25 protein-coding genes and 1 pseudogene are annotated in these 19,754 nt (G+C 59.4%); 10 read left to right on the top strand and 16 right to left on the bottom strand.

What is annotated here, in order from left to right; all coding sequences use genetic code 11:
- Window positions 1-10: 10 nt before the first annotated feature.
- Window positions 11-1,357 carry an acetyl-CoA carboxylase biotin carboxylase subunit gene (gene accC, locus G6L97_RS04980; protein WP_013635980.1) on the top strand — a complete coding sequence of 449 codons (1,347 nt, stop codon included), beginning with the start codon at window positions 11-13 and terminating at the stop codon, window positions 1,355-1,357.
- A 5-nt stretch (window positions 1,358-1,362) separates the two neighbouring features.
- Window positions 1,363-1,977: a leucyl/phenylalanyl-tRNA--protein transferase gene (gene aat / locus G6L97_RS04975; protein WP_003512757.1), complete on the top strand. Its 615-nt coding sequence runs from the start codon at window positions 1,363-1,365 to the stop codon at window positions 1,975-1,977.
- A 16-nt stretch (window positions 1,978-1,993) separates the two neighbouring features.
- Here aat and G6L97_RS04970 read toward each other — a convergent pair whose 3' ends face one another.
- From G6L97_RS04970 to gatB, 5 genes are all read right to left on the bottom strand, one after another.
- Window positions 1,994-2,431 (bottom strand): DUF2155 domain-containing protein, encoded by a 438-nt coding sequence (locus G6L97_RS04970; protein ID WP_013635979.1) that lies wholly within the window; start codon window positions 2,429-2,431, stop codon window positions 1,994-1,996.
- Window positions 2,432-2,576: 145 nt separating this feature from the next.
- Window positions 2,577-2,975, bottom strand: a complete 399-nt coding sequence (locus tag G6L97_RS04965) for an NADH:ubiquinone oxidoreductase subunit NDUFA12 (protein ID WP_013635978.1) — start codon at window positions 2,973-2,975, stop codon at window positions 2,577-2,579.
- 109 nt (window positions 2,976-3,084) lie between these two features.
- Entirely contained in the window at window positions 3,085-3,558 is a 474-nt protein-coding gene (locus G6L97_RS04960) for a GNAT family N-acetyltransferase (RefSeq protein ID WP_111783122.1), read from the bottom strand.
- Window positions 3,555-4,052 (bottom strand): GNAT family N-acetyltransferase, encoded by a 498-nt coding sequence (locus G6L97_RS04955; RefSeq protein ID WP_003512751.1) that lies wholly within the window; start codon window positions 4,050-4,052, stop codon window positions 3,555-3,557. Before G6L97_RS04955 ends, G6L97_RS04960 begins: the two co-directional genes overlap by 4 nt.
- 159 nt (window positions 4,053-4,211) lie before the next feature.
- Window positions 4,212-5,717, bottom strand: coding sequence for an Asp-tRNA(Asn)/Glu-tRNA(Gln) amidotransferase subunit GatB (gene gatB / locus G6L97_RS04950; protein WP_065688244.1), 1,506 nt, complete (start codon window positions 5,715-5,717; stop codon window positions 4,212-4,214).
- Window positions 5,718-5,868: 151 nt separating this feature from the next.
- Between gatB and G6L97_RS04945 the strand changes: the two genes are divergently transcribed.
- Complete coding sequence (locus tag G6L97_RS04945; protein ID WP_162686633.1) at window positions 5,869-6,201, top strand: DUF1294 domain-containing protein; 333 nt, start codon at window positions 5,869-5,871, stop codon at window positions 6,199-6,201.
- Here the strand turns inward: G6L97_RS04945 and G6L97_RS04940 are convergent.
- The gene (locus G6L97_RS04940; RefSeq protein WP_003512748.1) at window positions 6,183-6,692 is read right to left on the bottom strand and encodes a GNAT family N-acetyltransferase; all 510 of its coding nucleotides are present in this window, start codon (window positions 6,690-6,692) and stop codon (window positions 6,183-6,185) included. The two genes, G6L97_RS04945 and G6L97_RS04940, sit on opposite strands and share 19 nt — an antisense overlap.
- Before the next feature lie 297 nt (window positions 6,693-6,989).
- Here G6L97_RS04940 and G6L97_RS04935 point away from each other — a divergent pair, with 297 nt between their 5' ends.
- Entirely contained in the window at window positions 6,990-7,247 is a 258-nt protein-coding gene (locus G6L97_RS04935) for a YjhX family toxin (RefSeq protein WP_174002781.1), read from the top strand.
- 65 nt (window positions 7,248-7,312) lie between these two features.
- On the opposite strand, the pseudogene G6L97_RS04930 reads toward G6L97_RS04935, so the two are convergent.
- The 4 genes and pseudogenes from G6L97_RS04930 to G6L97_RS04915 all read right to left on the bottom strand — a co-directional run bounded on the left by G6L97_RS04930 (window position 7,313) and on the right by G6L97_RS04915 (window position 10,398).
- Window positions 7,313-7,724: pseudogene (locus G6L97_RS04930) on the bottom strand (GNAT family N-acetyltransferase).
- 20 nt (window positions 7,725-7,744) lie between these two features.
- Window positions 7,745-9,226 carry an Asp-tRNA(Asn)/Glu-tRNA(Gln) amidotransferase subunit GatA gene (gene gatA / locus G6L97_RS04925; protein WP_003512742.1) on the bottom strand — a complete coding sequence of 494 codons (1,482 nt, stop codon included), beginning with the start codon at window positions 9,224-9,226 and terminating at the stop codon, window positions 7,745-7,747.
- Between the two features lie 54 nt (window positions 9,227-9,280).
- Window positions 9,281-9,568, bottom strand: a complete 288-nt coding sequence (gene gatC, locus G6L97_RS04920; protein ID WP_003512734.1) for an Asp-tRNA(Asn)/Glu-tRNA(Gln) amidotransferase subunit GatC — start codon at window positions 9,566-9,568, stop codon at window positions 9,281-9,283.
- A gap of 125 nt (window positions 9,569-9,693) precedes the next feature.
- Window positions 9,694-10,398, bottom strand: coding sequence for a metal-dependent hydrolase (locus G6L97_RS04915; RefSeq protein ID WP_003512733.1), 705 nt, complete (start codon window positions 10,396-10,398; stop codon window positions 9,694-9,696).
- An 84-nt stretch (window positions 10,399-10,482) separates the two neighbouring features.
- Between G6L97_RS04915 and G6L97_RS04910 the strand changes: the two genes are divergently transcribed.
- The gene (locus tag G6L97_RS04910) at window positions 10,483-10,785 is read left to right on the top strand and encodes an alkylphosphonate utilization protein (RefSeq protein ID WP_025593281.1); all 303 of its coding nucleotides are present in this window, start codon (window positions 10,483-10,485) and stop codon (window positions 10,783-10,785) included.
- A gap of 15 nt (window positions 10,786-10,800) precedes the next feature.
- Window positions 10,801-11,280: a Holliday junction resolvase RuvX gene (gene ruvX, locus G6L97_RS04905; protein WP_003512731.1), complete on the top strand. Its 480-nt coding sequence runs from the start codon at window positions 10,801-10,803 to the stop codon at window positions 11,278-11,280.
- Here ruvX and G6L97_RS04900 read toward each other — a convergent pair.
- The 5 genes from G6L97_RS04900 to G6L97_RS04880 all read right to left on the bottom strand — a co-directional run bounded on the left by G6L97_RS04900 (window position 11,232) and on the right by G6L97_RS04880 (window position 15,149).
- On the bottom strand, window positions 11,232-11,549 hold the full coding sequence (locus G6L97_RS04900) for a DUF6105 family protein (protein ID WP_003512730.1): 318 nt from the start codon (window positions 11,547-11,549) through the stop codon (window positions 11,232-11,234). The two genes, ruvX and G6L97_RS04900, sit on opposite strands and share 49 nt — an antisense overlap.
- Window positions 11,546-11,707: a hypothetical protein gene (locus G6L97_RS04895; protein WP_013635969.1), complete on the bottom strand. Its 162-nt coding sequence runs from the start codon at window positions 11,705-11,707 to the stop codon at window positions 11,546-11,548. Before G6L97_RS04895 ends, G6L97_RS04900 begins: the two co-directional genes overlap by 4 nt.
- A gap of 258 nt (window positions 11,708-11,965) precedes the next feature.
- A complete protein-coding gene (locus tag G6L97_RS04890; RefSeq protein ID WP_003512728.1) occupies window positions 11,966-12,610 on the bottom strand; it encodes a TetR/AcrR family transcriptional regulator in 645 nt (214 codons plus the stop codon).
- 135 nt (window positions 12,611-12,745) lie between these two features.
- Window positions 12,746-13,357: a GNAT family N-acetyltransferase gene (locus G6L97_RS04885; protein ID WP_174002779.1), complete on the bottom strand. Its 612-nt coding sequence runs from the start codon at window positions 13,355-13,357 to the stop codon at window positions 12,746-12,748.
- 139 nt (window positions 13,358-13,496) lie between these two features.
- Window positions 13,497-15,149: an acyl-CoA dehydrogenase family protein gene (locus G6L97_RS04880; RefSeq protein WP_025593276.1), complete on the bottom strand. Its 1,653-nt coding sequence runs from the start codon at window positions 15,147-15,149 to the stop codon at window positions 13,497-13,499.
- A 129-nt stretch (window positions 15,150-15,278) separates the two neighbouring features.
- On the opposite strand from G6L97_RS04880, the gene G6L97_RS04875 reads away from it, so the two are divergent.
- Genes G6L97_RS04875 through dprA form a run of 4 tightly spaced genes read left to right on the top strand, consistent with a single transcriptional unit; the run spans window position 15,279 to window position 19,336 of the window.
- Window positions 15,279-16,220: an aspartate carbamoyltransferase catalytic subunit gene (locus tag G6L97_RS04875; protein ID WP_003512724.1), complete on the top strand. Its 942-nt coding sequence runs from the start codon at window positions 15,279-15,281 to the stop codon at window positions 16,218-16,220.
- Window positions 16,217-17,509, top strand: a complete 1,293-nt coding sequence (locus G6L97_RS04870; RefSeq protein WP_013635967.1) for a dihydroorotase — start codon at window positions 16,217-16,219, stop codon at window positions 17,507-17,509. The genes G6L97_RS04875 and G6L97_RS04870 overlap by 4 nt, the downstream gene beginning before the upstream one ends.
- A 48-nt stretch (window positions 17,510-17,557) precedes the next feature.
- Window positions 17,558-18,175, top strand: coding sequence for a glycerol-3-phosphate 1-O-acyltransferase PlsY (gene plsY / locus G6L97_RS04865; protein ID WP_003512722.1), 618 nt, complete (start codon window positions 17,558-17,560; stop codon window positions 18,173-18,175).
- Between the two features lie 21 nt (window positions 18,176-18,196).
- Window positions 18,197-19,336, top strand: a complete 1,140-nt coding sequence (gene dprA / locus G6L97_RS04860; protein ID WP_111783125.1) for a DNA-processing protein DprA — start codon at window positions 18,197-18,199, stop codon at window positions 19,334-19,336.
- Here the strand turns inward: dprA and G6L97_RS04855 are convergent.
- The gene (locus G6L97_RS04855) at window positions 19,292-19,522 is read right to left on the bottom strand and encodes a hypothetical protein (RefSeq protein WP_019565491.1); all 231 of its coding nucleotides are present in this window, start codon (window positions 19,520-19,522) and stop codon (window positions 19,292-19,294) included. The genes dprA and G6L97_RS04855 overlap by 45 nt on opposite strands.
- Window positions 19,523-19,754 lie beyond the last annotated feature (232 nt).

The following is a 19,754-nucleotide window of genomic DNA, read 5'->3' as shown; positions in this document are numbered from 1 at the left end:
GCGGTTCAGCATGGTTTCGAAGATCCTCATAGCCAACCGCGGCGAGATTGCGCTGCGCGTCCTGCGCGCTGCCAAGGAGCTTGGCATTCCGACAGTCGCCGTGCATTCCACCGCAGACGCGGACGCCATGCATGTGCGCCTTGCCGACGAAAGCGTGTGCATCGGCCCGCCGCCTTCGCGTGACAGCTACCTCAACATCCACCAGATCGTTGCGGCCTGCGAAATCACCGGTGCTGACGCTGTTCACCCCGGTTACGGCTTCCTGTCGGAAAACGCCAAGTTCGCCGATATCCTCGACGCGCACGGCATTACCTTCATCGGACCGACCGCAGAGCATATCCGCCTTATGGGCGACAAGATCACCGCCAAGCAGACGGCGCAGGAACTCGGTATTCCCGTGGTTCCCGGCTCCGACGGCGAAGTGAAGCCCGAGAATGCGCTCGAAATCGCCCGGACGATCGGCTTCCCGGTCCTGATCAAGGCGACGGCAGGCGGCGGCGGTCGCGGCATGAAGGTGGCGAAGACGGAAGCGGATCTCGACGAGGCGGTGTCGACGGCCCGCTCCGAAGCGGCAGCTGCCTTCGGCAACGACGCCGTTTATATGGAAAAATACCTCGGCAAGCCGCGTCATATCGAAGTGCAGGTTTTCGGCGACGGTGAAGGCAACGCCATTCACCTTGGCGAACGCGATTGCTCGCTGCAGCGCCGTCACCAGAAGGTGCTGGAAGAGGCGAACTCCCCGGCCCTCACCGTTGAACAGCGCATGAAGATCGGCGAAATTTGTGCAAGCGCCATGCGCAAGCTGAAATATCGCGGTGCCGGCACCATCGAGTTCCTTTACGAAAACGGCGAGTTCTATTTCATTGAAATGAACACGCGTCTTCAGGTGGAACACCCGGTGACGGAAGCGATCACCGGCATGGACCTCGTGCAGGAACAGATCAGGGTTGCTTCGGGACAGGGCCTGTCGGTCACGCAGGCGGATATCGAATTCCATGGCCATGCCATCGAATGCCGTATCAATGCCGAGGACCCGCGCACATTCGTTCCCTCCCCCGGCACGTTGACCTATTTCCATACGCCGGGCGGCCTTGGCGTGCGCGTCGATTCGGGTGCCTATCAGGGCTACAAGATCCCGCCTTATTACGACAGCATGATCGGCAAGCTTATCGTTCACGGTCGCGACCGTGACGAATGCATCCGCCGTCTGCGCCGGGCACTGGACGAGTTCGTCGTCGACGGCATCAAGACCACGCTCCCGCTTTTCCAGGATCTTCTTCAGAACGAAGATATCCTCAGCGGCAATTACGACATTCACTGGCTGGAAAAATACCTGGCCGGTGATGCGTCTCACTAAGAGATATGGTTGGGCGGCGCAGCAAAAATAACGGCATAACCGTCGATATATTGCTGCGCGCCTATTCCGCCGGCCTGTTTCCGATGGCCGATTCGGCTGATGATCCCGAGCTTTTCTGGGTCGAGCCGGAAATACGCGGAATCATTCCGCTCAACGATTTCCACATTTCCAAAAGCCTCGCCAAGGCGATGCGCAAGAAGCCGTTCGAGATACGCTTCAATACCGCTTTCGAAGCGGTGATGGCAGGATGTGCGGCTGAAGCGCCGGACAGGCCGAGCACTTGGATCAACGCCACAATTCGCAAACTCTACACCGAACTGCACCAGATCGGCCATGCCCATAGTGTCGAGGCGTGGGATGGCAAGGAACTTGTCGGCGGACTTTACGGTGTATCGCTTGGGGCCGCATTCTTCGGCGAGAGCATGTTTTCCCGCCGCACCAACGCCTCGAAAATTTGCCTCGTGCATCTGGTGGAGCGGCTGAGAGCAAGCGGTTTCGTGTTGCTCGACACTCAATTCACCACCGAGCATCTGAAGACATTCGGCGCGATCGATGTGCCGAAGCAGCAATACGCGAAAATGCTCGATCAGGCCGTCAACCAGCCAGACCTGCAATTCTAAAAATCATAACGTAACGTTATTTGCTTGCCGTTGAGGGAGCGGGAACTTCAGAGTCCTGCTTGCAGCCCGTCAGCCATACGTCGTAGATCGGGTGCTCGACAGCATTGAGGCCGGGGCTGTCGGCGAACATCCAGCCAGTGAAAATCCGCTTTATCTTGCGGTCGAGAGTGATTTCATCCACCTCGATGAAAGCATCGATCTTCTGGGCTTCCGTCTGGTCGCGCGAGTAACAGACCTTAGGCGTCACCTGGAGCGCGCCGAACTGAACCGTTTCGTCGATATAGACATCGAAAGACGTAATGCGGCCGGTGATCTTGTCGATGCCGGAAAACACTGCCACGCGGTTTTCAAGACGGGCGGCGGAGACGGGCGATACGAGGATGACAGCAGAGACCGCTGCAAACAGCGAGACTGTCAGCGCACGCAAAGAACGATCCCGCGTGAATATCCTCATACGATATGTCTCCAAAAAATTGCCTGTGTCGGGACGACGACCGGATCAACGCGTAAGGGCGGAATGTGGCAAAAACCGGTGAGGTCGGGTGCCAAGCGCGGCGTTTTGCACAACACCGCGCATCGCAATGCTCATTTTGCCCTGCTCAGTTGCCGGGGGTCCAGGCGTCGTAGTCGCCGGTTACGCGTGGACGCTCGCCTGCGACCGCCAGCGATCCCTGTGGGCGATAGGCCTTGGATGTGCCGGTAAGGTTGGCCTGATGCGCCTTCTGCCATTCCCGCGGAACATATGTTTCCTGGCTCGGCGGCACGTCGGTGCGGTAGTGCATCCAGCCATGCCAGCCGGGCGGAATGGCCGAAGCTTCGGCATAACCGTTATAGATCACCCAACGGCGCGGCATGCCCCAGGAGGTGGTGCCGCCTTCGTAATAGGTGTTGCCCAACTCGTCCTGTCCGACCTTCTTGCCGAAACGCCAGGTGTGAAACCGCGTTCCGATCGTCTGGCCGTTCCACCAGGTGAAGATTTGCGTCAGGAGAGTCTTCATTATGCGTTCCTCGGGCTTGAATGCGCCGCAGCGATTTTCCGTGCACGGCACAAGACAAGCTTATGCCGCCCCTCACGGCGATTGTCCAGTATTTCCCGATATATCCGCGCTATTTCAGCTTCATCCTGAAACCGAAATGCCGCTTCTCGAAACCCAGCCGCTCGTAAAAGCGATGGGCATCGAGCCTCGCCACGTTGGAGGTGAGCTGCACGGCTTTCATGCCCTTGGCGCGCGCTTCATCAAGGCAATAGTTGATCATGACTGCGCCGATGCCACGGCCGCGCATGTCGGGCCGCGTCTGCACCGCTTCAATCACCATGGATTTGGCGCCGCGCCCGATAAGCTTGGTCAGGATGGCCGTCTGGAAAGTGCCGACGATCTCGCCGTCCAGTTCCGCCACGTAAAGCGTCTCGGTGGGGGACGCCTCGATATCGCGGAAGGCCGCGAGATAGTCCGGCAGCGCCGATTCGTCGGCCGTATCGCCGTGGCCTCCGATTTCGTCAGCGGCATAGATGGCCGCGAGTGCGGAAACATCCTCTTGCCGTGCCGCGCGGATTATCAGCGTATCTAATGTCGCATTCATCGTTTCAGGCTCTTTTCCATGACGATACCGGGAAAACCATCGATACCCGCCATGCGCTCGATTCGGTCAACCTCGGTAAATCCGACGCCTTCATAAAAGGCTATTGCGACAGTATTTTTGGGCTCCACTTCCAGACGCATGATTTCCGCATCCGGAAAGCAGGTTTCAAGCTCGGCGAAGAGATCGCGGCCGACCCCCTGACGCTGGAATTCGGGCCCGACATAAAGCTGGTGCAACAGGGCCGTCTTGCTCATCTTCGCAGACATGGAAGCATAAGCCATACCGCCGATCTGCCGGCCATTATCGGCCACCAGAAATTCGCCGCCCTTTTTCTCGATGCGGTCCTTCATGGCCTGTGGCGAATGCCATGCGGCAATCAGCTCCTTCACCTTGTCCGCGCCGTAGATCGCGTCGTAGGTCGCATGCCAGGTGGTAGCCAGAAGCGCCCGGACCGGCTCGATATCGCGCTGGCTTGCCGTGCGTATGAAAAACATGATGTTTGCTCCGTCTCGAAACAGAAATGCCGGGCGTGATCCCGGCATAAATCAATGTCAGTCCCAGTGCTCGACGTCATCCTCGGGCTTATGCCGAGAATGACGGATGAGAACTTGCTACTTCAATGCCTTTGTACAGGCACGGGAAGCAGCGTCCGCTTACTCGTCCTCGATGCCGAGCTTGGCCTTCACCAGCGCCTGCACGGCCTGCGGGTTGGCCTTGCCGCCCGTCGCCTTCATGACCTGGCCGACGAACCAGCCGGCAAGCGCTGGCTTCGCTTTCACCTTCTCGACCTGATCGGGGTTGGCGGCGATGATCTCGTCCACAGCCTTTTCGATGGCGCCGGTATCCGTCACCTGCTTCATGCCGCGCGTCTCGACGATTTCGGCCGGGTTGCCACCCTCGTTCCAGACGATTTCGAACACATCCTTGGCGATCTTGCCGGAAATGGTCTCGGACTTGATGAGATCGATAATGCCGCCCAGCTGTTCGGGAGAAACCGGCGTCGTCTCGATGTCCTTGCCTGATTTGTTCAGCGCACCGAGAAGATCGTTGATGACCCAGTTGGCGGCGGCCTTCGGGTCGCGGCCGGCAGCAACCGACTCGTAATAATCGGCGATCGCCTTTTCCGAAACGAGGATCGAGGCGTCGTAGACCGACAGGCCAAGATCGGCAACGAAACGGGCCTTCTTGTCATCAGGCAGTTCCGGCAGATCGACCTTCAGCGCCTCGACGAAAGCATCGTCGAATTCAAGCGGCAGCAGGTCCGGATCAGGGAAATAGCGATAGTCATGCGCGTCTTCCTTGGAGCGCATGGAACGCGTCTCACCCTTGCCGGGATCGAACAGGCGAGTTTCCTGATCGATGACACCGCCGTCTTCGAGAATGGCGATCTGGCGGCGCGCCTCATATTCGATGGCCTGGCCGACGAAGCGGATGGAGTTGACGTTCTTGATCTCGCAGCGCGTGCCGAAACCTTCGCCGGGACGGCGCACGGAGACGTTGACGTCGGCGCGCATCGAGCCTTCGTCCATGTTGCCGTCGCAGGTGCCGAGATAACGCACGATGGAGCGCAGCTTGGTGAGATAGGCCTTTGCCTCATCTGACGAGCGCATGTCGGGCTTGGAGACGATTTCCATCAGCGCCACGCCCGAACGGTTCAGGTCCACGAAGGACATGGTCGGGTGCTGGTCGTGCATGGACTTGCCGGCGTCCTGCTCCAGATGCAGGCGCTCGATGCCGATCTCGATATCCTCGAAATTGCCCTGACGATCCGGACCGAGCGAAATCGTGATGATGCCCTCACCGACGATCGGGTCCTTGAACTGCGAAATCTGGTAGCCCTGCGGCAAATCCGGATAGAAATAGTTCTTGCGGTCGAAGATCGAACGGTTGTTGATCTTGGCCTTCAGGCCGAGACCGGTGCGCACCGCCTGCTTGACGCATTCCTCGTTGATGACGGGAAGCATGCCGGGCATGGCGGCGTCCACCAGCGACACGTTGGAGTTCGGCGCATTGCCGAAAGTGGTCGAAGCGCCGGAAAACAGCTTGGAATTGGAGAGAACCTGCGCATGCACCTCCAGGCCGATCACGATTTCCCAATCGCCGGTGGCGCCGGGAATGAAGCGTTTCGGGTCGGGGGTGCGCACGTCTACAAGGGTCATATGAAGCTCACGATATACGGGTTCTTTGGCCTTGGTGGGTAGAACAAATGGAGCGCGGGCGCAAGACATCTTGCACCCTGTCGCGCCAAGCACCGGATTTTCGCCGAAACCGGATACGCGTTTTTTACGGTTCTCAGTTTCTATTCACGTCATGACCAAGATCGCTCTCTGCTTCATGACCTATATGGCCTTCAATCTTTTCGTCTTTCTTGTCTATTGGTGGGACAAGGAGGCGGCAAGAAACGGTGGCTGGCGCATTCGGGAAAGTACTCTGTTATTGCTTGCTTTTATTGGCGGCAGCATGGGTGCAGTCTCGGCTCAACAACTGCTGCGCCACAAAACCCGCAAGGAACCCTTCCGCAGCATCCTGATATCCATCGTAATTTTACAGGTGGGCCTTGTCGCGTCCCTCGCCATCATGCCGGACTGGCCGATACGGCTTGTAACCGGCCTGCAGACGCTCTCTCAGAATCCCGGCCCATAAAGGCCGCTCTCGACCTCGACCAGCTGCTTTTGCAGGCCGACGGATTGCACGTCGCGATCAAGCTTCGGCGCATAGGAGACGGAGAGCCAGTGGACGCTGTAACCGTGATGACGGAAAAAGGCGACCGCCGGTTCGTTCTGCGCATGAGTTTCAAGCCGGATGGTTTCGAAATCACGTTGCAATATCTGCCGTTCGATATCCGCAAGCAGGAGGCTGCCTATACCCCTGCGCTGAAAATCCGGATCGATCCAGAAATCGGAAATCGCCTCGTTGAAATGTTCCCGTGCCGCCCATCCGGCAACCGCGCCCCCGAACTCGGCCACGCGGATGGCAAGCCAGGACGAGCGGGTGAAATTGGAAAAGGCACTGGCTGCGTTATCGTAAAGCGTCGCGGTAATGCCGAGCGCCGTTGTGGCCTGCCGCCATGCCCTGAGGCCGATGGCTGCCAGAACCTCCGCTTCCTGCTCCTGCGCATTGCGAATGACGATCAAGCCGCGCCCTCCATGGCCCAACGAAGTAAAGCACCGGTGGTGCGATTCGGCCAGTGCGGTTTCCACACACCCTGCCCACCCGGTCGGGTGATGCCCGTGGGACTTGACCGCACACGTCTCCCCCGCTAACCAAAAAGAGCAAACAAGGAGCTTTTATGTTCGCTCAATCGGAGTCCCGGTAACGGCCCTGCCCGCAAGTTTCTTGCGCGCCGGGCCATTATGAAACCGACCTGGATGCCTTAACGGCAACCGGACTTGTTTTCATGCGTCTAGAAGACGCCGACCGGATTTCCGACAATGGACATTTCCCGCGCCGAACAGCGCATTCTTCACCTGCTCGCCCAGGGCGGCAGCATCGAACTCGTTCGAGACGACCATCACAAAATCGAAAAACTCGCGCTCTATACGCGCGACGGCTGGATTTTCAGCGGCCTCGATCTCCTCACCTTCCGCAAACTGAAACGGAAGAGAGCCATCGCCTCGTCAGGCGGCAAGCCCTACCGCATCACCACGCGCGGGCTGGCGCTCGTAAGGGGTGAGTTGGACAACCGATAAACCGACCGGGCGGCGGGAATGCTGTCGCCCGGCATTTCGCCATGCGGCATCGACGGTGAAACAAATTATGAAGAGAGCTTTTGCTCCAACTTCACTTTCTCAAGTTCGACTTTCATGATGTCGGAATATTCCATGCCGCGCCAGACGATCTGAAAACCGCAGCGCTCGTAAAGACCGAGGGCGGCGCGGTTCCTGGCATGAGTGTCGATGGTGGCAAGCGGCCTTGCCCTGCCAGGTTGGGTCCACCCACAGATCGGAAATATGATGAGGCTTGGCATCGCAAGCGCCCCAACCGACGACGACACCGTCCATTTCGGCAACGACAACATCACCGGTCGGAGACTTGGCGAAGTTTTGGAATTCGCCCCTCACCCGCTCGATGACATGGGAATCGAGATATGAGGCGTCGAAAGCTTCGCCGGCATGCCACGCGGCAAAACCGACAAAGCCGACCGCATCGCGATCGGCTTTGTTCATCTGTCTAAGCTTGAGACCGCTTACCACCACTTGGCAGGCGTGAACTTGCCGGCAGCCTGCTCGATGGCATGCGCCGTCTTGAAGAGCGTCTCTTCTTCGAAAGGCTTGCCGATGAGCTGCAAGCCGAGCGGCAGGCCCTTGCCGTCCAGGCCGGCAGGCACCGAAAGACCGGGAAGACCGGCCATGTTGACCGTGATGGTGAAGACGTCCTGGAGGTACATCTTGACGGGATCGGAAGCGAGTTCCTCATCGCCGACAGCGAAGGCGGAAGACGGGGTAATCGGCGCCAGAATGGCGTCGACGCCCTCATGGAAGACGTTTTCGAAATCGCGCTTGATCAGCGTGCGGACCTTTTGCGCCTTCAGGTAATAGGCGTCGTAATAACCGGCTGAAAGCACGTAGGTGCCGACCATGATACGGCGCTGCACTTCCTTGCCGAAACCGGCTGCACGGCTCTTCTCGTACATGTCGGCAATGTCCTTGCCGTCCACGCGCAGGCCGTAACGTACGCCGTCATAACGAGCGAGGTTGGACGAAGCTTCCGCGGGCGCGACGATGTAATAGGCCGGAAGCGCGTATTTGGTGTGCGGCAGCGAGATATCCACCACTTCGGCACCGGCATCGCGCAGCCATTCGACGCCCTTTGCCCAGAGCTTTTCGATTTCTTCCGGCATGCCATCGACGCGATATTCCCTGGGGATACCGATCTTCAGGCCCTTGAGCGACTGGCCGATGGCCTTTTCGTAATCCGGCACCGGCAGGTCGACGGAGGTCGTATCCTTTGCGTCAACGCTCGCCATCGTCTTCAACAGGATAGCGGCGTCGCGCACGTCACGTGCGATCGGGCCGGCCTGATCGAGCGAGGAAGCATAAGCAACGATGCCGTAACGCGAGCAACGGCCATAAGTAGGCTTGATGCCGACGGTGCCGGTAAAGGCCGCAGGCTGGCGGATGGAGCCGCCGGTGTCGGTTGCCGTGGCGCCGGCGCACAGATGCGCGGCAACGGCCGCGGCCGAACCGCCGGAGGAACCACCGGGCACCAGCTTCTGCTCTGAGCCATTGGCGCGCCAGGGGTTGATGGCCGGACCGTACCAGGAGCTTTCGTTGGACGAGCCCATGGCGAACTCGTCCATGTTGAGCTTGCCGAGCATGACGGCGCCCTGGTCCCAAAGGTTCTGGGTGACGGTCGATTCGTATTTCGGCTTGAAGCCATCGAGAACATGCGAACACGCCTGCGTGTGCACGTCACGGGTGGCGAAAAGGTCTTTCACGCCAAGCGGAACGCCTTCCAGCTCGCCCGCCGCGCCTGCGGCGATGCGGCCATCGGAGGCTTTCGCCATGTCGCGCGCTTTTTCAGGCGTCAAGGCAACATAGGCGTTCAGCGCGCCGTTGGCGGCGTCGATGGCGGCAATATAGGCGTCGGTCAGCTCGAGGGCGGAAAACTCTTTCGCCTTGAGCTTTTCGCGGGCTTCGGCAATGGTCAGGCTCGTCAGGTCGGTCATGGTCGGCAACGGCTTTCGAAATCTTGAAAAATCGGGCGGCAAACGGCGGTCGGATTACTCGACCACTTTCGGAACCATGAAGAAGTCCCGGTCGGTCGCAGGCGCATTGGCGACGATGTCTTCCGCCTTGTTGCCGTCGGTCACGACGTCGGCACGCTTTTTCATATCCACGGGGGTAACGGAGGTCATCGGCTCGACGCCGTCAACATTCACTTCCGAAAGCTGCTCCACGAAACCGAGTATGCCGTTCAACTGGCCGAGCATATTTTGTGCTTCGTCTTCAGTAACAGCGATACGGGCAAGGCGCGCAACGCGCTTTACGGTGGCGAGATCGACGGACATGGTTCTACTCCGGTCAGAATTTTCCTAACCGCTATAATCACCATGTCCGCCATTCGCAACGGTAGAAAGCATGTCGCGTAAAACTGTGTAGCGGTTTTGCTGTAGCGACATGCGTCAGCAAAATGTCAGAAGGACAGTATTTCGCCCGGCTTCGGCGTGTGGACGCGCGCATCCGAGCCTTCCATGCCGGCCACGAACTTCTCCGGCGTCTGGTCAACGATGGGGAAGGAACCATAGTGGCAGGGAATGACGTTGGCGAATTTGAAAAAGCGCTGGCAGGCGAGTGCAGCCACCGCACCACCCATGGTGAAGCGGTCGCCGATTGGCACGAGACCGATATCCGGCTGGTGCAATTCGTTGATGAGCTTCATGTCGGAGAAAATATCCGTATCGCCCATATGATAGACGGCCGGACCGTCTTCGAAATGCAGCATCAGTCCATTGGCGTTGCCGAGTGAATGGGAAACGCCATCCTCAGTGATCTGGGCGGACGAATGCAGCGCATTGGTAAAGGTTACGGAAAAACCGTCGAAATGTACCGTGCCGCCGGTATTACCCATATCGACCTTCGCCACGCCCTTGGTGGAAAGCCAGGCGGCGAGATCGGCATTGGCAAGCACAGTCGCGCCCGTTTCGCGAGCAAGCTGGACGGTATCCCCCACATGATCGCCGTGGCCGTGGGTCAGGAGAATATGGGTGATGCCTTCAGCCGCGCTTTTCGCATCCTGTCCGGCAAAACCGGGATTGCCGGTGAAAAACGGATCGATAAGGATCTTCGCGCTGCCGTTTTCAAGGCGGAAGGCGGAATGGCCGAGCCAGGTGATTTTCATGGGAAGTTCTCCTTTGTATTGCCCGTATATTATGACATAGGACGGCTTGAACAACCGCACTACCGATATTTCAGAGAGGCGACAATGGCCGCAGATAATGACGATTACGTGTATGACGAGGCGACCGGCGAATGGCGGCCTGCGTCCGAGCTGGCCGCAGAAGCTTCGCGCGCGAACGAAGTGCGCGATGCGGCAGGCAACGTGCTTGCGGATGGTGACCAGGTAACGCTGATCAAGGATCTGAAGGTCAAAGGCACCAATACGGTCATCAAGCAGGGCACTGTCATCAAATCGATCCGCCTGACCGGAAATCCGGAAGAAATCGATTGCAGGCACGAGACGGTTAAGGGTCTGGTGCTGCGCACCGAATTCGTCCGCAAAAGATAAAGGACAGCGTACGACATGGCGATACTTACCATCGAGGAGCTCGCGGAAACGCTTCAGCCGGCACAGGCGATTGCGGGCCTCGACCTTGGGACGAAAACCATCGGACTTGCCATGTCGGACCTGTCGCGGCGCTTCGCCACGCCGCGCCCCGTCATCAAACGGGTCAAATTCACTCGGGATGCCGAGGTGCTGCTGGCCTTTGCCGAAAAGGAAAAGGTATCCGCTTTCATCATCGGCCTGCCCATAAACATGGATGGATCGGCCGGACCACGCGCGCAGGCAACACGCGCCTTCGTTCGTACCATGGGGGAAAAAACCGCCCTGCCCTTCATTTTCTGGGATGAACGGCTTTCAACGGTCGCCGCCGAACGTGTGCTTCTGGAAATGGATGTCTCTCGCGCCAAACGGGCCGAACGCATCGATTCGGCAGCCGCAAGCTTCATTCTTCAGGGCGCGCTGGACAGGCTTTCGGCACTCGCCCGCGCAACGGGCTGACGTCCCTGCCACCAATTGGCAATTTGTTTTCGCTTGCGGAAAGCAAGGATTGCAAAAACGATTAGGCTGTCGACCGCTATGGCGCGCGCGACCAGCGGCGGCAGGCTTTCCGGCGGCAGGCCGAGGATATTGCCGTAAATCTGGAATACCAGATCATGCGTCTGGCGCGTCAGCATGAAGAAGCCGAAGCTCAAGTCGTAATAGGATAGCCAGTACCAGCTGCCGAGCAATGCGACGGGACCGGCCCAGAGGATCAAAAACCACTTCATGCAGTCTGCTCCCGCGTGAAAATCGTATCGGGAATGCCAGCAAGCACCGCCCAGCGCACCAGAGCCATCAGGCAAAGGTTAAACGCTGGCGCGTCAATATCCAACGGCAGCATAGCAAAAAACGTCATCATGACGCCCAAAGCTGTCCAGCGGCTCACTTGCGGCTCCCTTATACGCAGTCATTGCGCATGGTTAACATTTTGTTAATTCACACTGGACCGGTAGCCATGGCTAAGCAAATGAAAGCTGTCGGTATGGTTAACGGTGGCCGGTCCGGCTGTGGAAAACACCCCTCACGAAGCCAACGGCATGCGATGCCGCAAGGTTGCCGGACCGCTGAAAACATGGTTGATTTTTCGTCAAATAACGGCCGATTTTGTTAAGGCGACCGTCTCGCCCGGCTCGTTACGCCGGGTTCAGCCGTAAACGCCGCGCACCAGTCTTTTGACGGCGGTTGCAATCTTGTCCCAGTCCTTGTCCGACTTCAACGGCACACCGGCGAACTGGCCGCTGGTGGCGGCGGAAATCACGAGATGCTGGATGGCGGCGAACAACACGGCATTGACGGCTGCGGTATCTACGCCCTTGGGTGCTGCCAGCGATCCGCGCATGCGCTCCAGCCATTTGCCGAGCGATTTGGCACGGGCTTCGGCAAGCTGCCTGACCTGCGGCGAGCCATCCGACACTTCCCAGGCAATGATCTTGCAGACGAGAGGATCGCTGCGCAGCGCATCCATGAAATAAAGCGCCAGCTTTTCCATGAGATCGCCATAGGTCAACAGGAACATGCCGCCAGTATCTTCAGGAATACGGTCCTTTACCCAGGATCCGAGATCCTCGCCGATCGCCTCGATCAACCCTTCCAGACCGCCGAAATAACGGTAGATCAGCTGCTTGTCGCATCCGGCGCGGCGGGCAACGGCATTGATGCCAAAACCCTGAAAGCCCTCTTCGGCCAGAAGCGACCGGGCCGCCTCAAAAATCGCCTTCTCGGTCGCGGCGCGATCCTTGATGCGCTTTTCCGGCTTGTCGGCTGAAATCACCTCTGCGGTCGCCAGCATACTTCCCTACCCGTCTTTTAAAAGGCCTGACCCAACGGGTTAACAAAGCATGAAGACGAGGACAATGCAGCGCAGCAGCTGGGGAGAAGGTTCCTGTGGATGAATGAAGATCGAGGACCCGTACCCCGCAAATAATCACTCCAGCGCCATTCCAAACCACACGGTGCCTGGTGTGTCGTGGGTTTCGAGACGTTTGAAGCCGCGGGTTTCCCAAAAGCGAATACCCGCCTGGTTGCGCTCGCTGGCGCCGAGGTGGATGCCGTAGACGTTGTTTTGTCTCGCCATATCGAGCCAGCGCGACAAAAGCCGCGTGCCGCCGCCCTTGCCCTGCGTGCGTGGCAGAAGGTTCAGGTGGATATGGGCCGGAAACGGATCGGTCAGCCAGGTTGGCGTGTGGCGCGGGTGGTGGATGAAATGTGCACGGCGCTGATCGGCGTCCCATGTTTGCTGGTCGCCAACGGGGTCGGGATAAAGGGCGCGCAGATGCGGCCACCACTCATGCTCCAGCCGCTCATTATGCAAGGCGGTATCGAGCGCGCCGGCGATGTAACCGCAGACACCCTCTTCGTCTTCCGCCACAAAAACGGCATCGGGCCACAGATGCAGATAAGGCACGGAATAGATATGCCCCACCATGCGGCCATCGCGATAAAGCGGGGTGGCATCCTGCCCGGCATCGCCGGTGGCAAGACTGATGGCGTAGAGCGCCTCTTCATCTTCAGGACGGGCGGAGCGGAAGGTCAGCATCTGCTATCGACCTCCATCTCCATGCGCGCGCACGCGCCCAACGACTTAAAGACAGAAATACGCCCCACGCCAACGCCTTTTCTCAAATCCGATACCCCTCCCACAGGGACTGCAACAACAGCTTTCCACCCTTTATCGGTCAGGACGCGGGCGGATACAATAAATCGATTATATAATTCGGATCAAAGCGAGAATCGAGCATGCCGTAAGTATGTCGCCAACCACCCGCCAGACGGGTTTCGAGGAAGGCGTCTGCGATCTTGCCGGCGCCGAGCCGGCAAAGCTCTGCGGCAGCGGCAGCAAGTGCGAATTGCTCCACCAGCAGGCGGGCAGCACCCTCATCGCGTTCGGCAAGCGCGATTGCGGCGCGCAGCACATCCGTGGTCTTTTTTCCGGCGGGTCCGAGGTCGCGCTCCAGCGTCTGGAAAACGAGATCGAACAGATCCTTGCCGCGCTGAAGAACACGCAGCACATCCAGCGCCATGACGTTGCCGGAGCCTTCCCAGATGGCATTGACCGGCGCTTCGCGGTAGTGGCGGGCAATCGGCCGTTCTTCCACATATCCGTTGCCGCCAAGGCACTCCATCGCCTCGTAGATCAACGCCGGCGCGATCTTGCAGCACCAGTATTTCACAATCGGCGTCATCACCCGCGCATAGGCCGCCTCGGCGGCATTGTTGCGGGCGGCATCGAATGCCGATGCCAGCCGGAAGGAGAGTGCCGTCGCGGCTGCGACATCCAGCGCCATATCGGCGAGAACGCGCGTCATGATCGGCTGGCTGACCAGCGTCTTGCCGAAGACGGAACGGCCGCGTGCGAAATGCACGGCTTCGGCGAGCGAAGCGCGCATCATGCCTGATGATGCCAGCGCGCAGTCGAGCCGCGTCAGCGTCACCATGTCGAGAATGGTGCGCACACCGCTGCCCGGTTCACCCAGAAGATAACCGAAAGCATCGGTGAACTCGACTTCGGCGGAGGCGTTGGAGCGGTTGCCGAGCTTGTCCTTCAGGCGCTGGAAATGCAGGCCGTTCGCGGAACCGTCTTCCAGATAACGCGGCACCAGGAAACAGCCCATGCCGTCGCCCATCTGCGCCAGCATGACGAAACCGTCGCTCATCGGCGCGGACAGGAACCATTTGTGGCCGGACAGGCGATAGATGCCCTCGCCCACCCGCTCCGCCGTGCTGCGGTTGGCGCGCACATCCGTGCCGCCCTGCTTTTCCGTCATGCCCATGCCGACGGTGACGGCGGTTTTCTGCAAGGCCGGTTTCTGCGAGGAATCATATTTCCGTGACAGTATCTTCGGCACCCATTCCTTCTGCACACGCGACGAGGTCATGATGGCGGCGACAGAGGCGCTGGTCATGGTCAACGGGCAGAGATGCCCGGCCTCGAGCTGCGAGGTCAGATAAAATTTGGTGGCGCGCGCCTTGTGTTCATTGCCGCGCGTTTCGGCTGCATTTTCCCAGACGCTGGAATGAAGACCCGATGACATGGAACGGCGCATCAGCGCGTGCCATGCGGGATGGAACTCAACCTGATCGAGACGTTCCCCGCGCGGGCCATGCGTGTGCAGCTGCGGCACGCCCTGATTGGCCATGCGCGCCAGTTCCTGCGCCTCGTGCGAGGTGACGTAACGGCCGAGCTGGTCGAACTCGTCCCTCAGATTGCGTGACAGGCCGGATGTGAGGTCGACGATCAGCGGATCGGAACGATAGGCATTGATACCGGACCATAGGCTAGGCTGGTTTAGTTCGGCGAGCGATTCTTCTGTCCGGTTCATGCCTGTCATTCGCATCCTTCTATCGGGATTCGTGCTTTATTGCGTGTATATGCCAAAACCCGGCTTATCGCATGCTTGCCCGCAAAGCCACCTGTCTTTATAGACCCGTTGACTATTGCGACCCGGAGGACAATTTCCATGGTCTATTTTCCCCACCGCCATCTCCTCGGCATAAAGGGGCTTTCCCATCAGGATATAACCCTGCTTCTCGACAAGGCCGACGAAGCGGTGAAAATCAGCCGTCAGCGCGAGAAAAAAACCTCGACGCTTCGGGGCCTCACGCAGATCAACCTGTTCTTCGAAGCTTCGACCCGGACACAATCCTCCTTCGAACTTGCCGGAAAACGGCTTGGCGCCGATGTGATGAACATGTCGGTCAGCAATTCCTCGGTGAAGAAGGGCGAAACGCTGATCGACACGGCGATGACGCTGAACGCCATGCGCCCCGATGTGCTGATCGTGCGTCACTCCTCGGCCGGTGCCGCAGCCCTTCTCGCGCAGAAGGTTGCCTGCTCCGTGGTCAATGCCGGCGACGGCCAGCATGAACACCCGACGCAGGCCCTTCTCGACGCGCTGACCATTCGCCGCGCCAAGGGTGATCTTTCGGGAATAACGGTGGCGATCTGCGGCGACGTACTGCATTCGCGCGTTGCCCGCTCCAACATCATCCTGCTCAACCAGATGGGGGCGCGTGTGCGCGTCGTGGCTCCCGCGACGCTTCTTCCCTCCGGAATTCGCGACATGAGTGTCGAGGTCTTCCATGACATGAAGGAAGGCCTGAAGAACGCCGATGTGGTGATGATGCTGCGCCTGCAGCGCGAGCGCATGTCCGGCTCCTTCGTGCCTTCGGTGCGCGAATATTTCCACTATTACGGTCTCGATGCCGAAAAGTTGAAGGCAGCGAAAGAAGATGCGCTGGTCATGCATCCCGGCCCGATGAACCGTGGCGTGGAAATCTCATCCGAAGTGGCTGATGGTCCGCAGAGCGTCATCGAAAGCCAGGTGGAAATGGGGGTTGCCGTGCGCATGGCTGTCATGGAAACCCTGCTTGTCTCGCAAAATCAGGGTGAGCGCGTATGAGTGCCGTGACCGTTCTCAAAAACCTTCGCATCGTTGATCCCTCCCGCAATCTGGACGAGGTGGGCAGCATCGTCATCGGTGCCGACGGCACGATCCTCGACTCCGGCGGGCAGGCACACAACCAGGGTGTGCCCGAGGGTGCGACGGTTCGCGACTGCAAGGGGCTGCTGGCCGTTCCCGGTCTGGTGGATGCCCGCGTCTTTGTCGGTGAGCCGGGTGGCGAACACCGTGAAACCATCGAATCCGCTTCCCGCGCGGCAGCGGCCGGCGGCGTCACCAGCATCATCGTCATGCCGGACACCGACCCCGTTATCGACGACATTGCGCTGGTCGAATATGTGAAAAAGGCCGCACGCGACAAGGCGCTCGTCAATGTGCATCCCGCCGCAGCCCTGACCAAGGGCCTCAACGGCGAGGAAATGACCGAGATCGGCATGCTGAAGGAAGCCGGTGCGGTTGCCTTCACCAATGGCCGCAGGGCGCTTTCCGACACGCTGGTGCTGCGCCGCGCCATGACCTATGCGCGCGAATTGGGTGCGGTGATTGCACTTGAGACCCGCGACAAATATATCGGCGGCGGCGACATGAACGAGGGGCTTTTCGCAAGCTGGCTCGGTCTGTCCGGAATCCCCAAGGAAGCCGAGATCATTCCGCTGGAGCGCGACCTGCGCATTGCCGGTCTGACGCAAGCGATCTATCACGCCGCCAAGATTTCCGTGCCGGAATCGGCAGAAGCGATCCGTCTTGCCCGGCAGCGGGGCGTCAAGGCGACCTGCGGCATCTCGATCAACCATCTGACGCTGAACGAGAACGATATCGGCGAATACCGTACCTTCTTCAAGCTCTCACCTCCCTTGCGCGCCGAAGACGACCGCAAGGCCATGGTCGAGGCGCTGAAGGATGGCACGATCGACATCATCGTTTCCTCGCACGACCCGCAGGACGTGGACACCAAGCGCCTGCCCTTTTCGGATGCGGCAAGCGGTGCGGTGGGGCTGGAAACCATGCTGGCGGCGGCGCTTCGCCTTCACCATAGCGGCGAGGTTCCGCTGATGCGGCTGATCGATGCGCTTTCCACCCGCCCGGCGAAAATCTTCGGACTGGATGCGGGAACGCTTAAAGCCGGCGCGAAGGCTGATATCACGCTGATCGACCTGGACGAGCCTTGGCTGGTTGCGAGAGATCAACTGGTGTCGAAATCCAAGAATACGCCGTTTGAGGATGCCCGTTTCAGCGGCCGCGCTGTCGCCACTTATGTGGCTGGCAAAGCGGTTCATTCCTTGGCATAAGATCACGGGCATGGGATCACGCAGGCGCGCGACGAGAGGGAACGTTGAATGAGTGCTTTGACTGACTGGCAGACGGCGCCTGCCCTTCTCGCGCTTGCGGCGCTGATTGGCTATCTATTCGGCTCGATACCCTTCGGCCTGCTTCTTACCCGCATGGCGGGGCTGGGCGATGTGCGCAAGATTGGTTCCGGCAATATTGGCGCCACCAATGTGCTGCGCACCGGCAACAAGAAGCTCGCCGCAGCGACATTGCTGCTCGATGCGCTGAAGGGCACCGCCGCAGTGCTCGTCGCCAATGCGCTCTGGGGTTACGAGGCGTCGCTGGTTGCCGGTTTCTTTGCCTTTCTCGGCCATCTGTTTCCGGTGTGGCTCGGTTTCAAGGGCGGCAAGGGCGTGGCGACCTATATCGGCGTGCTTTTAGGCGCTGCCCCCCTGATGATGCTGGCTTTTGCGCTGATCTGGCTCGCAACCGCGTTCATCACCCGGTATTCCTCGCTGTCGGCGCTGGTTGCCATGCTTGTGATCCCGGTCGCCCTATGGATAGTCGGGCCTGAAAAGACGGCGCTTCTGGTAACGTTGCTGAGCGTGATTTCCTGGTGGAAACACCGGGAAAACATCGCACGGCTTCTGGCCGGCACGGAAAGCAGGATCGGGCAAAAGGGCTAAGGCCAGCTTTAGGGATACGTCATGCCGCATGAGGAAACGACACGGCAGGGCATCGAGCTTTCCGCGCGGCAGCGGGTCGCATGGCTTCGGCTGATCCGCAGCGACAATATCGGCCCCGTCACCTTCCGCGAACTCATCAATCATTTTGGCAGCGCTGAAAAAGCGCTTTCTGCCCTGCCCGAGCTTTCAAGGCGCGGCGGTTCATTGCGCAGCCCGCGCATTGCCACACAGGCGGAAGCGGAAGGCGAAATCGAAACGGCTGAAAGATTCGGCGCTCGCTTCGTCGGCATCGGTGAGCCAGACTATCCGCCTGCCCTGCGACAGCTCGACGGCGCGCCGCCACTGATCGCCATGAAGGGCTCGGCTTCCACCGCAACAAGACCTTGCGTCGGCATCGTCGGATCACGCAACGCCTCCATCAACGGCGCGAAATTCGCCGCGATGCTGGCGCGCGATTGCGGTCGTGCGGGCTATACGATCGCTTCCGGGCTGGCGCGCGGCATCGATGCGGCAGCGCACCGGGCAAGCCTTGCAACCGGCACGGTGGCCATGCTGGCGGGCGGTCTCGACCGTCCCTACCCGCAGGAAAATTTCGGGCTTTTGCAGGACATCTACGAACAGGGCGGCGCGACGATCAGCGAAATGCCCTTCGGCTGGGAGCCACGCGCGCGGGATTTCCCCCGCCGCAACCGGCTGATATCGGGCGTCTCGCTCGGCGTCGTCATAGTGGAAGCGGCGGAACGATCCGGTTCGCTGATCACGGCGCGGCTTGCCGGCGAAGCAGGCCGGCTGGTTTTCGCTGTGCCAGGCTCCCCACTCGATGCGCGCTGCGAAGGCACCAACCGGCTGATCAAGGAAGGCGCGATGCTGACCACGGGGGCGGTCGATATTCTCGATGCGCTACGACCGCTGATGGAACCGCAATTGCCTTATGACCGCAAGGTCGAGGAACCACGATCCGACGAGGAAATGTCACCGCCCGGAGATGACGAGCGCAGCATCGTTGCCGCCGCTCTCGGGCACTCGCCCGTCGAAACGGACGATATCATTCGCCACACGGGTTTTTCCGCGGCCACGGTTCACATGGTGCTGCTGGAACTCGATATTGCCGGGCGGTTAAACCGGCACGCCGGGGGGCGGGTTTCGCTCCTCGCGGATTGATAGCTTGCGCCGCCCGCTCTGGATATCGCCGACTTCCACATAGGCCATTTCAATCAGATAGCACAGCATGTCGGCGCCCTCGCGATTGGCGACGAGCCTCAGTTCCGCGAGCATCTGGCGAATGTAAGCCAAGTTCTCTCTGGTCCCTTCATTATCGGCATTATTGTTTGTTGCGTTCGGGACCATATATCTATCCTGGAATTTCAACCTGAAACAAAGATCATTACGTCAATTCAAATCATGTTGGTCACTATAACAAATTTACCAAAGATTGCAATACAACGACAGATTATCCATAGGTTGCAATTGCCTTGGAGCGATAAAATCGGGCTTGCCTCTTGACCCGCGCGCATTACCTGTCCATGTCGAATTATAAAGAAGGCGAATTGCGGCATTATGCCGTGATCCGGCTATGTTA

Source organism: Agrobacterium tumefaciens (assembly GCF_013318015.2).
GTDB lineage: Bacteria > Pseudomonadota > Alphaproteobacteria > Rhizobiales > Rhizobiaceae > Agrobacterium > Agrobacterium tumefaciens.
Note: the sequence above shows the minus strand (reverse complement) of the source record. Positions and strands in the feature narration are given on the sequence as shown.